Source organism: Planosporangium thailandense (assembly GCF_011947195.1).
In the GTDB taxonomy this organism is placed as follows: Bacteria; Actinomycetota; Actinomycetes; order Mycobacteriales; family Micromonosporaceae; genus Planosporangium; species Planosporangium thailandense.
In genome coordinates, this window is sequence record NZ_JAATVY010000023.1 from 35024 (window position 1) to 47807 (window position 12784).

General features: G+C 67.8%; 11 protein-coding genes. All 11 read right to left on the reverse strand.

All coding sequences use genetic code 11. The features are described from left to right. Positions 1-30: 30 nt before the first annotated feature. Entirely contained in the window at positions 31-1479 is a 1449-nt protein-coding gene (locus HC031_RS24845; RefSeq protein WP_205863216.1) for an amidohydrolase family protein, read from the reverse strand. A 238-nt stretch (positions 1480-1717) separates the two neighbouring features. After that, on the reverse strand, positions 1718-3184 hold the full coding sequence (locus HC031_RS24850; protein ID WP_167927831.1) for a M81 family metallopeptidase: 1467 nt from the start codon (positions 3182-3184) through the stop codon (positions 1718-1720). A 147-nt stretch (positions 3185-3331) separates the two neighbouring features. Further along, on the reverse strand, positions 3332-3763 hold the full coding sequence (locus HC031_RS34070) for a dimethylsulfonioproprionate lyase family protein (protein WP_167927832.1): 432 nt from the start codon (positions 3761-3763) through the stop codon (positions 3332-3334). A 325-nt stretch (positions 3764-4088) separates the two neighbouring features. After that, positions 4089-5684: an ABC transporter substrate-binding protein gene (locus HC031_RS24860; protein WP_167927833.1), complete on the reverse strand. Its 1596-nt coding sequence runs from the start codon at positions 5682-5684 to the stop codon at positions 4089-4091. Between the two features lie 39 nt (positions 5685-5723). After that, positions 5724-6671, reverse strand: a complete 948-nt coding sequence (locus tag HC031_RS24865) for an ABC transporter permease (protein ID WP_167927834.1) — start codon at positions 6669-6671, stop codon at positions 5724-5726. After that, on the reverse strand, positions 6671-7579 hold the full coding sequence (locus HC031_RS24870; protein WP_167927835.1) for an ABC transporter permease: 909 nt from the start codon (positions 7577-7579) through the stop codon (positions 6671-6673). Before HC031_RS24870 ends, HC031_RS24865 begins: the two co-directional genes overlap by 1 nt. Continuing rightward, positions 7576-8568 carry an ABC transporter ATP-binding protein gene (locus HC031_RS24875; protein WP_240942924.1) on the reverse strand — a complete coding sequence of 331 codons (993 nt, stop codon included), beginning with the start codon at positions 8566-8568 and terminating at the stop codon, positions 7576-7578. Before HC031_RS24875 ends, HC031_RS24870 begins: the two co-directional genes overlap by 4 nt. A gap of 44 nt (positions 8569-8612) precedes the next feature. Then, positions 8613-9599 carry an oligopeptide/dipeptide ABC transporter ATP-binding protein gene (locus HC031_RS24880; RefSeq protein ID WP_205863217.1) on the reverse strand — a complete coding sequence of 329 codons (987 nt, stop codon included), beginning with the start codon at positions 9597-9599 and terminating at the stop codon, positions 8613-8615. Between the two features lie 629 nt (positions 9600-10228). Then, complete coding sequence (locus tag HC031_RS24885) at positions 10229-10444, reverse strand: hypothetical protein (RefSeq protein ID WP_167927838.1); 216 nt, start codon at positions 10442-10444, stop codon at positions 10229-10231. 67 nt (positions 10445-10511) lie between these two features. Continuing rightward, entirely contained in the window at positions 10512-11300 is a 789-nt protein-coding gene (locus tag HC031_RS24890) for an SDR family NAD(P)-dependent oxidoreductase (protein ID WP_167927839.1), read from the reverse strand. A gap of 105 nt (positions 11301-11405) precedes the next feature. Next, the gene (locus tag HC031_RS24895) at positions 11406-12134 is read right to left on the reverse strand and encodes an SDR family NAD(P)-dependent oxidoreductase (protein ID WP_167927840.1); all 729 of its coding nucleotides are present in this window, start codon (positions 12132-12134) and stop codon (positions 11406-11408) included. Positions 12135-12784: the final 650 nt, after the last annotated feature.

The following is a 12784-nucleotide window of genomic DNA, read 5'->3' on the forward strand; positions in this document are numbered from 1 at the left end:
ACTGCGCAGCCGGCGGCCCGCTCGCCCCTTTCACGAAGCCGGCCGTAGCCGACGGCCGGTTCGCTCACCGCAGAAGACCCCGTCGCGCACGACCACCTTGCCGGCCTGCATGACCCAGGCGATGCCGCGCGGAACCTGCGTCGGCTGCTCGTACGTCGCCTGGTCGGCGATCTGTTGCGCGTCGAAAGCCACCAGGTCGGCGATGGCGCCCACGACGATCCGGCCTCGCTGCGGAATACCGAAGGTATCGGCGGGCAGCGACGTCATCCGGCGCACCGCTTCGGGCAACGACAGCACGCCCATCTCCCGCGCGTAACGCGCCAGCACCCGCGGGAACGTACCGTGAGTTCGCGGATGCGGCTTGCCACCGGTACCGGGAGGCAGCCCGTCCGAGCCGATCATTGTGTACGGGTGGGCCAGCGCAGCCACCAGGTCCGCTTCGGACATCTGGTGCACAGTCATCGTTACGCGCAGCCGCTCGTCGAGCATGATCTTGACTGCGGCGTCGAACGGTTCCATTCCCACCTCGGCAGCCACCGCGGCGACGGACCTTCCCTCGTACCGGCCGTCAGCCGTCGAGGCGACGACGATGTTTTCCCAGCCGGCCCCTGCGGCCATATTCTCCCAGTCCCCGTTCGTATCAGACGCGATCTGCGCCCGGATCCGCTCACGGGTGTCTGGATTGGACAGCCGCTCGAGGACAGCGGGACTGCCGCCACTCTGCACCCACGGCGGCAACAGCGCGGTCATCATCGTCGACGAGGCCGTGTAAGGGTAGACATCATGGCGGATGTCGACGCCCGACGCCCGCGCGGCGTCCAGCGTCGCGAGAATGCCCGGGACTGCTTCCCAGTTCGGCCGGCCCGCCGACTTCAGATGCGAGATCTGCACCCGCCGCCCGGTCTCGCGACCGATCCGGATCGCCTCCTCCACGCTCGCGGCCAGCCCCCTTCCCTCCCCGCGCATGTGTGTCGTGTAGATCCCGTTCTCCGGCAGTCTCCGGACGAGCTCGATGATCTCGTCAGTCATGCTGAACACGCCCGGCGGGTAGATCAGCCCGGTGGATAGCCCGAACACCCCGGCGTCCAGCGCCTCATCCAGCGCGGAGGCCATCGCCGCCTGCTGCGCGGCGGTCGGCGCGGCATCCGACATCCCGATCGCCAGGATCCGCAGCGTGTGGTGGCCGGCGAGCGGCACCATGTTGGTCACGTAACCGAGCGAATCGAGCCGATCGAACAGGTCGGCGAAGCCGCCCCAGCTCGCGCCGATCGGTGGAAAGATTCGCTGCAGCAACGTGTCGGCCAGCACGCCGTGCGCACCACGCGGAGCAAGGGCGAACCCGCAGTTGCCGACGACCTCGGTGGTCACCCCTTGAAGGATCTTGGACGTATCCGGCGGCTCGAGCAACGGCGCGTTGTCCGCGTGCGAGTGCACGTCGACAAACCCCGGCGCCAGCACCAGGCCCTGCGCGGGCAGCACCGTCCGGCCGGCCGTCGCCAGCGCCCCCGGCGCACCCACCTCGGCGACTCGGTCACCGTCCACGAGAATGTCCGCTCGCCGCAGTTCGCCCCCGGTGCCGTCTGCGAGCTCTGAATCGGCGATCACCACCTGGGCCATCAGTCGACCTCCGGTCCCGCTCCGGCAGCGCCGCGCCCAGCGGCTCGGGTGACATACGACAACGCCGACACCGGACCTCCTCCCACGCCGTATCCGCGCCTCAACGCCAGTCCTCGATCGCGTCGAGAGGGTAGATTGGCCGCGGCACTCGCTCCCACGGAAGCGACCGCATGTCGGACTGGGTCGGTCCGTGGCTGTCGACGCGTATCACTTCGGTCGTCAGCCCGGCGAACCACTGGAAGTTGCTGGCGGTCTTCAGCACCACTGCGGAGTAGTCACGCGGATCGATACCAAAGTGCTCGTACAACGCCGGATAGTTCCCACCCACCCCGGGCAGCTCGCTCACCACGATCGTGGCCGGCCCGGCGTCGACCACCGCGGTCGCGCCGTGCCGCGCCTGGTCGTTGCGGGAGTCCTGAAGTTGCAGGACGAGGTCGGCCTCCACCTGTCGCACGACGACGCTTACCCGGCACGGTTCGTACCAGCGTGTCACCACGCCACCCAGGTCCACTTCAACCGTCGCTCCCGGACCCGCGGCCACGAGGGTCCGAGCCGCGGGTGGATCGACCAGCGGCAGGATCGTCTTCGGCCCGCCGTCGCGGAGAATCTCCGTCAACAACACGTTGCTGTCGCCGCCCGCACCGCCGAAGACAGAATCGCCCGTGTCGCTGAGAATCACGAGTCCGTCATGGGCGGTGGCCTTCGCCACGGCCTCGCTCGGCTCCACCGAGGTACGGACCTGAAACTCCTCGCGCATCGACCAGGCAAGCTCGGCCATCTCCTCGGCTCGGGCTTCGGCCAGCGCCGCGTCGTTGTCGGTTACCACGACGACGGACCAGCCACCCTGCTCGACGTCCAGCCACGGTTGCATCGGGAACGGCGAGACGGACAGGATGCCCTCGTTGTTCTCCAGGTCCCGAGCGCGATCGAACCAGACCTTCATCGGTCCGCGTGTGGTCAGGTACTGCTCCTGGTGCGACAACAGCCTTAGCTTGCGCCACGCCATGACCGGGGCGACCTCGCCGGCGACGGTGCGCAGGAGCAGCCCCCCGGTCAGCCTGCCGGTCTCGAACGGGTCGTGCGGTTGGGTCCGGTGACCGATGATCGCGGTCGACAACGCCACCATGCGCTCGGTGATGTTCGCGTGGTGATCGAGGCCGACCACGATCGGCAGCGAGTCGCCCACGACCTCGCGTGCCGCCGCGAGCATGTGGCCCTCGACGTCGTCCTCGCCGGCCGCGGCGCACGCACCGTGCATGAGGAAGGCGAAGCCGTCCAGGTCGCCGGCGGCGGCGAGTCGTTCGGTGAAGTCCCGGGTCAGCGTATCGAGAGTCTGCTCGGTGATCCGCCCACCTGCGACGGCCCAGGCTTTGACCAGCGGAACGACCTCTACGTCCCTACCCGAGTTGTGCACCGCGTCGAAGAAGCCACCCACCGGACCGATCCCGACGAGGCTGTTGAGCTGCTCGCTGTAGAGGAGGCCGAACGCCTCGAACGATTCCATGGTGGCCGGCGTGGGGTTGAAGGTGTCCGATTCTTGACCGATGTAGGCAACAGCGATTCGCATGAGTCGTCCTTCGTCCAAAGGATGCGAATGGGTGGTCGCGGCAGTGTGTCAGGCACCGTCAACGCCACAGCGGTATGAGTGGTTTGGCGAACTGTCGGGTCCACGGGGGAATCATCCGGCTCGGCGGCGGCTCGCCGCTGAGCTACGTCATCGGGGGTCGACCGCTCCCGCGTCGAGCCATCGTTGCTCGCTGCCGGCTGGCGCGTAGGTCCACCAGACGACAAGTGGCTCGTGCGGTCCCGCCGATGTGACGTGGGTCGACCTGGACGGAGTCAGGACGACGCTGCCGGGGCGGACCGGGAAATCGGCGCCGTCGATGGTGATAGTCCCCTCGCCCCGCAGGACCGTCGCCAACTCTTCGGCATCGTGCGAGTGCGGTGGGGTCGCCCCGCCCGGTGGCAGCACGGAAAGCCCGATCGCCATGCTGGTCGAGGTGCCGTTGACGGGCGTGGCGCGCACCGACAGCACCCGCCCGTCGATCAGGGGAGCGCCGTCCACTCCGCCCTCGGCCAACGCACGTATGCCGTGCCCGATGATTTCCTCGTGATGCCAGACGTGCGGTGCGACCTCGTCGTTCACCGATCCACCCGGGACGGCCATCGCGTCACTCACCGGAACCGGCAATCGCCGTCGCCTCGATCTCGATCACGAGATCCTGATGCGGCAGGGACCTGACCTCGATGAGGTCGACCACCCGCACGACTCGCGAACATCCGACCTGCGTCCAGACACGGCCGGATGTCATCGCGGTCCTCGTACTCACATCGCGCTCCTCACTGGACACCGGCCAACGCGCCGCACATCTTTCGCACTACGACAGTCCACGCCTGCCGGCTTGCCGGTGTGGCCCCACGCGAGCGCGGAGCCACACCGGCGACGCCACGGGCGACGGCATCGCGGCGGCTCAGCTGACCTTCGCGCCTTCCAGCACCAGGCGGTTGTCGACATCCCGCGTCACACCGGTCAGCGACTTCTTCGTGGCGGTCAGCGTCGGCATGTCGCACACCGGGATGCCGAAGGCCTGCTCCGTGATCACCTTGTTCAACTGCGCATAGGCGGCCTTGGCCTGGTCCGGCGTGACCGCCCGCTCCGACGCTTTGATCGCGTCTATGTACTCCTGCGGCACCTTGTCCTTCAGGACGGGGTTCTTCACGATCCGGAAGATCGAGTTCGTGTCGACGCGGGACGGGCTCTTCGACGAGTTGCCGATGGCGCCGAACAGGATGCCGAAATCGCCGGCCAGCAACCGCTTGGTGAAGGTGGCCTTGTCCACGGTCGTGATCTTCAGGTCGAACCCGATCTGCTTCAGGTCCTGCTGCAGAATTTGAAGCATCTGTAGCGCGTCCGCGTCCGATCCGTCAGCCAGGGCTTCGGCCCCGGCGGGTGAGCCGGCCTCCTGCCACAACTGCTTCGCCGCGTTGAGATCGAAGGAGTTCATCTTCGCGTACGACCGATCGTTGGCCGGCGAGTCCGGTCCCCACGGGAGGTAGAGCGGCACGCTGTAGCCGAAGTACACCTCACGGGCGATGCGTTCGCGGTCCAGCGCCCTCGAAACCGCCTGCCGCAGCTTGATGTTGTCCCATGGCGCAGTGTTCACGTTGATCCGAAGGCACTGCACGAGCGCTCCGGGGTATCCCTTCACGATCGCGTACTGGTTCTTCAGCTGGGACGCGTTCTTCGCGGGCAGGCTGTAGGCCGCGTCCAGAGCCCCGGACTGCAGCGCGCCGACCATCGCGTCCGCGTTGTCGAAGATCCGAAACGTCACCTTCTCCAGATGCACGTTCTTGGCGTTCCAGTAGTCCGGCCAGCGGCTGATGACCACGTCGTTGCCCGGATCACGTGACACGAGCTGGAACGGGCCGCCGCTGGCCGGCTTGCTCGCCAGCTCTTTCGAGCTGTTGTCGGCGCTGTCGACCGCGGGGAAGCTCTCGAGCAGGTCCGTGATGAGCAGCTCCGGCACAGGCTGGTTGAACGTCAGCACGACCGTGCTGCTGTCGGTCGCTTTGTAGTCCTTCACGATCGCCATCGGCCCGTTGAGCTGCTGGCCCTCGGCTGGATCCGCCGCGCGCTTGAAACCCTGCACCAGATCGTCGGCGGTCCACGTCTTGCCGGTCTGCAGCTTCAGGTTGGGACGAAGCTTCAGGGTGACCTGGGTATGGTCGCTACTGATCTCCCAGCTCGTCAGCGCGGCCGGCTGCGGCTTCAGCTTGTCGTCGTAGTCTATGAGGAAGGTGTTCAGGTTCTGCAGCAGGATGAAATCGACGGTCCCGTTGTAGTAGGGGTCGAAGTTCACCATGTCGCCCACGACACCGATGGTGACGTTCTGGCTGGCAGTCGATCCGCTGCCGCCGGACGACGTGCCGCACGCCGCCAGCGCGGGCCCGGCGAACAACGCGGAACTACCCAGCAGCGACATCCTCAGGATTGATCTCCGCGAAAGCACTTGGCTGTTGCCACCATCGGTGACGTCAGCCGTGCCGCGGACGCTCTTGTCGGCCATCTTCCACCCTTCCAGTTGGAGTGAGACTTCTGAACTCACCTAGCGGAGCTGCACACGTGGATCGAGATAGGCGTAAAGCACGTCCACCACCAGGTTGATGGCGAGGAACGCCACGACGATGAACAACACTGCGCCCTGGATCACCGGGTAGTCGCGGGAGGTCACGGCCGAATAGATCATGCGCCCGAGTCCCGGATAGGAGAACACGACCTCGGTGACGACGGTGCCGCCGAGGAAGGAGCCCACCTGCAAGCCCACGATCGTCACCGTGGGCAGCAGCGCGTTGCGCAGGGCGTGTCTGGAGATCACCCCGTACTCGGGCACTCCCTTCGCCCGTGCGGTGCGGATGTAATCCTGCGACATCGACTGCCTGAGCGAGGCCGTGACGAATCGCGCGATGATCCCCGAGATGAAGGTGCCCAGGCACAGTGCCGGCATGAAGGTGTTCTTGAACGCACCGACGGGGTCGGCCCAGAACGGCACATAGTTCGAGATCGACGGGAACAGGTGAACGCGTATCGCCAGGCCGATGATCAGCAGGATCCCGACCCAGAACGTCGGTACGGCCAGCGCGACGGCCTGGTAGAGGTTGATCGCTTTGGTCAGTACGGATCGCGGTTTGAGCGCCGAGGCGATTCCGAGCGGGAATGCGAGCACCAGCCCGATCACCATCGAGAACACCGCGAGTTGGATGGACGCCGGGATGCGCGATGCCATGAGCTCCGTGACGGGCTGGCCGCTGATGGCCGAGTGACCGAGGTCCAGATGGAGCGCGTGTCCCAGCCAGATGAAGTACTGTTCGACGACCGGGCGGTCGAGACCGAGCCGCACCTTGGCGGCGGCGACGGCCTGTGGCGTCGCGTCGGGGCCCACCAGGGCGTCGGCCGGGTTGCCGGGTACGGCGTAGATGAGCGCCCACACCGCCACGGACGCCAGCAGGATCACCGGCACGAACTGCAACAGTCGGCGAATAACGTAGCTACCCATCAGCCCATCGCCCCGCTCGCCTTGGTTGCTGTCTCGGTGCCCAGCGCCTGTTGCAGACCGCGGCCGATCGCGTCGAGCGCACCGACCGTGATCGCCAGCGCGACGCCTGGCAGGATCGCGTACCAGACCTGCTGGTAGAGATACGAGCGCGAGGTCTGCAACATGCCACCCCAGCTCGGTGCCGGCGGCGGCGTGCCGAGGCCAACAAAGCTCAGCGCCGCGGCGACCAGGATCGCCACCGACGCGGTGACGACGATCTGTACGAAGATCGGTGGCAGGATGTTCGGCATGACCGTCCGGAACATGATGTCGCGCTTGGCGGCGCCCATGCTGCGCGCCGCGAGCACGTACTCCGTGTCGCGGAGCGAGAGCGTGCTCGCTCGCGCCAGACGGATGAAGGCCGGGGTCGCGCCGATGCCGATCGCGAGGGTCAGCTTGAACACCCCCGAGCCGAGCGTCGCGACGACGACGAGCGCGAACAGAATCTCGGGCACCGCCAGCACGAAGTCCGTGACGCGCATGATGACCGCGTCGACCCAGCCACCGAGGTAGCCGGTGACGATCCCGACCGGCAAGCCCACCACACAGGACAGTGCGGCCGCGCCGACGGCGGTCTCGAGGGAGAGCCGGGTGCCGTAGATGACCCGTGAGAACAGGTCCCGGCCGAGTTCGTCGGTGCCGAACCAGTGGTGCGCGTTCGGCTGCTGCAGGGCGTCGCCGGCACGTTTGAGGGGACTGTCGGGAGCGATCAACGGCGCGGCGATCGCGATGACGACAAGCACGAGGAAGACCAGCGTGCCGATCAGACCCGACGTGCTGCGCAGGAATTTCTGCCGCGCCGAGTACCGCACGCGCCGCGTCGCCACGCGCGGCGCGACCGCCGCGCTGGTTGCTGGTGAGGCAGTCATACCATGCTCCGATCATCATCGGCGAAGTGGCAGGCGACGAGTTGAGCCCCGGTCCGGGACGCCAGCTCGGGCTCCTTCTCCGCGCAGATGGCCTGCGCCTTGGGGCACCTCGTGCGGAACCGGCAGCCCTTCGGTGGATTGACCGGGCTGGGCAGATCACCCTGGAGCACGATCCGGTTCCTGCGCGCGCCCGGCACTGGCACAGGCACAGCCGACAGGAGCGCCTGCGTGTAGGGGTGCAGTGGACGGTCGTAGACCTGCGCGCGATCACCGATCTCGACGATCTTGCCGAGATACATCACGGCGACCCGGTCGCACAGGTGGCGTACCACCGACAGGTCGTGGCTGATGAACAGGAAGGCCACGTCGGTCTCGGCCTGCAGCCGCTTGAGCAGGTTCAGGACCTGCGCCTGCACCGAGACGTCGAGCGCCGATACGGGCTCGTCGAGGATGACCACCTTCGGCGACAGGGCGAGCGCACGCGCGATGCCGATGCGCTGGCGTTGTCCGCCGGAGAACTCGGATGGCAGGCGGTCCAACTGGTCCTCGCGCAGACCGACGTGGGCGAACAGCTCGAGCGCCCGTGCGCGCCGCTGCGCGGCATCGCCCGCCCCCTGGATCCGAAGCGGCTCGGTCACGTTCTTCGCCGCCGTCAGGCGCGGGTTCAGCGACGCGAACGGGTCCTGGAACACGAACGCCATGTCGCGCGCGAGATCACGCGGATTCGTCGCTGCGGTGATCTCCTGCCCCTGCAGCCGGACGACTCCCGACGTCGGCTCCAACAGCCGCATCACCGTTCGGCCCGTCGTCGACTTGCCGCAGCCCGATTCGCCGACCAGGCCTAGCGTCTGTCCTTTAAATACTTCAAAGCTGACGTCGGAGACCGCGTGGACCTCACCCACCCGACGGCCGAATACCCCCTTGCGTACCGGAAAGTGCTTCACGAGGTGCTCGACCTGCAGCACCGGCGTTTTCGCATCACGGCCCAGTGTGTCCCCACCGGAGCCCGCATCCTTACCCTCGGTCCGCACGCTCACGCCGCCTCCTCTACGTTCCCGCGCCGCGCCCTCGCCCAGCTCTCCACCTCGTCGACAAAGTGGCATGCACTGACCGAGTTCGGGTCAGCCGGCATGAGTGGCGGACGAGTGTTCTGGCACGCGGACCGTGCGGCCGACATCTCGCAGCGCGGCTCGAACGGGCAGCCGCGGGCTACGTCACGGAGGTCCGGCGGCGCACCCGGGATCGGGATCAGTTCCGACACGTCGCGGTCGAGCCGGGGCAGGCACGACAGCAGGCCGACGGTGTAGGGGTGTCGGGGACTGCGGAATATCTGCTCGACCGGCGCCATCTCCACGACGCGTCCGGCGTACATCACCGCCACCCGCTCGGCGACCTCGGCCACCACTCCGAGGTCATGGGTGATCATGACGACGGCCGCCCCGGTCTCTTCTCGCGCTACCCGCAACAGGTCGAGCAACTGCGCCTGAATCGTCACGTCCACCGCTGTCGTGGGCTCGTCGGCGACGATCAGCCGTGGCTTGTTCGCGATCGCCATCGCGATCACCACACGCTGGCACATCCCACCCGAGAACTCGTGCGGGTACTGGTTGTAGCGGACGTCGGGCTGCGGCACTCCCACCATCGCCAGCAACTCGATGGCACGGTCGCGGGCGGTGCCCCGGCTCATTTTCGGCTCGTGGACCAGCAGTGTCTCGGCTACCTGCCGGCCGACTGTCATCACCGGGTTCAAAGCGGTCATCGGGTTTTGGAAGACCATGGTCAGGTCGTGACCCAGCAGACGCCGGCGCTTCTTGGCGGGCATGTCGAGCAGGTCGGCACCACCGAACGTGACCGCTCCCGACACGATGCGACCGGCGCCGAGCAGGCCGAGCGCCGCCAACACCGTCACGGACTTGCCGCAGCCCGTCTCCCCCACCACCGCGAGCGTTTCGCCGGCATCGACCGAGTAGCTGACATGGTCGACGGCCCGCACGGTTCCTTCGGGCGTGTCGAACTCCACCGTAAGATCAGAAATGTCCAGGACAGGCGCCACCGCGACCACAACTCCGTTCTCGATCGGCCAGCTCCACGATCTGCGCGGACCGCGCGTTCCGACAAACGTCGGCGTCTCGCGCGAGAGGCGCATCCACCCGGCCCGCACCGTCGGCACCGACGCGTCGCAGGGACAGCAACCGGCGGCTGTCCCCCGGGCGAGCGTGCCGCTGTTTCGGCCACCGTCTCAAGGCACGCCGGCCGCGACTCGAATACGCCCGTCCGGAGCGCTTCCCGCGCGGTCAGGTGACAGTCACTCGATCCCCCCTTGCGCCGTGATCCCTGTTCTCGTCGAATCCGCGATCGACAGTTGCGGGTGACGCCGCGTGCAGGCGGGGCCCCGCGGGCAGAGGCGGCATACCGCAACGCACCACCGGCGAGCCCCGCGCGTCCGCACCTTCGCCCCGCTCGGGGCGCGACGCCCACCCGGCCGATGTACGACGGACCGCACCGCCGTTGTTTCATCTGATGGAACCCGAGTTTTGTGAGCTAAAGTACCGGCGACGATCAACCCTGTCCAGGCCACGTAATCAATTCTTTGTAACTAAGCAGTTGGCCAGGAGTCCTGTCGGTTCCAGCGGGAGGCCAGGACGAGCTTCAGAGCGCGCCGGTGGCCGCCATCCGGCCGGTCGGACGGTCGCGGAAGAGGGCGCCAGCCCAGCGGACGCGGTCAGCCATGGCGGCCGGCACGGTGTCGCGGATCCAGGGCGTGAGCACGATCCAGATGCGTTCGGCCGCGCTGGCGAACGAACAGCGCTGAGGCGTCGCTCGCCGGCCGGCCTGCTCCAGCCGGCCGGCGAGCGACGCCGGCACATTGTCGGCACCTGGGCCGGGGAGGCGCCCGCGACGGAGGTACGGCAGGCGCTTCGGTTCCAGCCTCCTACCAAGCGGTCCATCCACCATCGACGAACAGGTCCACCCCGGTCACGAAGCTCGCATCGGAAGAGAGGAGAAAGCGCACCGCCCCCGCGACTTCGTCCGGGCGGCCGAGCCGACCCATCGGTGTCGCGTCGCTCAGGGCCTCCTCCATCTCCGGATGCATGTCACGCGTCGCGAGTTTGATCATCCCGGGTGACACACAGTTGACACGCACGCCGAAGCCGGCGCCCGCGACGGCCAGCTCGCGCGTCAGTTGGACGATCGCCCCCTTCGAGGCCGCGTAGGAAATCGAGCGGACGGGGCCGTGGGGCGTCTGCACAGGATCGCGTCGAGCGTAGAAGGCAGCGTTGCGCCCCAACGAGCCGTACACCGACCCGATGTTGACGATCGCCCCGCCGTCGGTCATCCGTCTCATCGCCTCGAACGACAGGAAAGCGGCGGCCTCGACGTTGAGCGCGAAGGCGGCGCGCCAGGTTTCCAGCCGCTGGTCGAACAGCGGCTCGGGATGAGCTGCACCGGCGTTGTTGACCAGCGCGGTGAGTTTCAGCGGATGCTCATCTACGGCCCGGAGCACCTCGGCTCGACCGTCCGGGCCGGTGACGTCGGCCGGTACGCAGCGCGCGTCCCCACCGTCGACGGCGATAGCCTCGGCCGTCTCGGCCAACGCCTGCGGGCGCCTGCCGGTAAGTACGCAGGCATAACCAGCCTTCGCGAGCCGGATGGCTATCGCCTGACCGATTCCTGAGCCCGCTCCGGTAACCACTGCGAGCCCTGTATGTTCACCGCTCATCGCACCGATCACTCCCTGCTTCTGTCCTCAGCTGCAGTCATCCGTACCGACATGTGGCGCGGACGGGACACCGTGCCGGAAACCCGCGGACAGCACACTCGCCTCCTACCGGCTCTTCAGGACCCGGTAGCCCCCGTCCACCACGAGCGTCTCGCCGGTGATGAACGACGCGTCCTCCGACAGCAGGAAGCAAATCGGTGCGGCCACCTCGTCCGCACCGGCCAGTCGGCCCATCGCGTGCAGGTCGGCGGGCTCGACCGGGAGCTCACCGCGGGCCCGGGCCCGGGCGATGAGTGGCGTGTCGACGTATCCCGGAGCGACGGCGTTCACGCGGATGCCACGGCCGGACCACTCCACGGCGAGCGAACGGGCCATGGCCGAGATTCCGGCCTTGGCCACGGCGTACGCGGTGCGCTCGGGCCAGCCGAAGAACTCCGCGACACTGGAGAACAGGACGATCGAGCCCCCGTCGGCCATTCGCCGGGCGGCCTGCTGGCAGGCGAAGAAGGCGCCGTCGAGGTGAACCGCGAGCATGGCGTGCCACTGCTCCGCGGTGAGGTCCAGTGACGGCACCCGCTGTTGGATACCCGCCGCACACACGAGTCCACGGACTCCGAGCCCGTGCGCGTCCCACGCCGCGAACGCCTCGGCGAGGATGGCCGGGTCCGTGACATCGGCAACCAACCGGTGACACGGCACGTCGCTGTCGGCCGGCCAGGCCAGGTCGATACCCACGATCGGCCGATCGGGCTTACGGGCGGCGAGCAGGCGCACCGCGGCCGAGCCGATACCGGACGCCGCACCGGTCACGACAACGGCCCCGTTCGCGCTCAACGGAGCCGAACCTTCTCGCCAGTGGGCACCGGCAGGCCCGGCCTGTTCGACTCGTAGCGGATGCCGCCCACCGCGATGCGGGCGCGCGTGCTCACCACACCCCTGCCCGCTGTCGAAGTGACGCCTGGCCCTGCTTTGGCATGGCCTGGAGAGGTTCCCAGTACCGTTGAAGCGCCTCGGTCCGGCGCTGCCGCATTGGTCATGACCTGGCTTCAGACGTACGGGAGGCCACTGGGACGGCACCTGTCGCCTCCGCCACCCAGTCGAGCATAGGTAGCGCCATGAAACCGTAGTTGTAGAAGGAGAACCCCGCCGCTTTGGGCGCCAACGGCCTCAGCTGCTCCGCAAGAAGGGCCGCAGACGTGGTCTGCGGAAGCCACCGGTGCGAGGCACGGTAAACGCCAACCGGGCCGCTTGGGGTGAATGTTGGTCATCAGAACACCTCTCGAATTACCGGGACCGCAAGGACGGGAACCCGCGGCGCTGGCCGCCGGGAATGTGTGCGCGGGGTAAGGAAGATCCGGGCTGCTCGCCGCGGTGGTCGGTGTCGATCCGAGATGCTCGCCGCAGCGGTCGGCGCCGAGCCCACCCGCTCGCGGCCCGGCGAAGCTCGCTGTATTCCGGGTGGGCCACGGGGCGATTGAATGCTC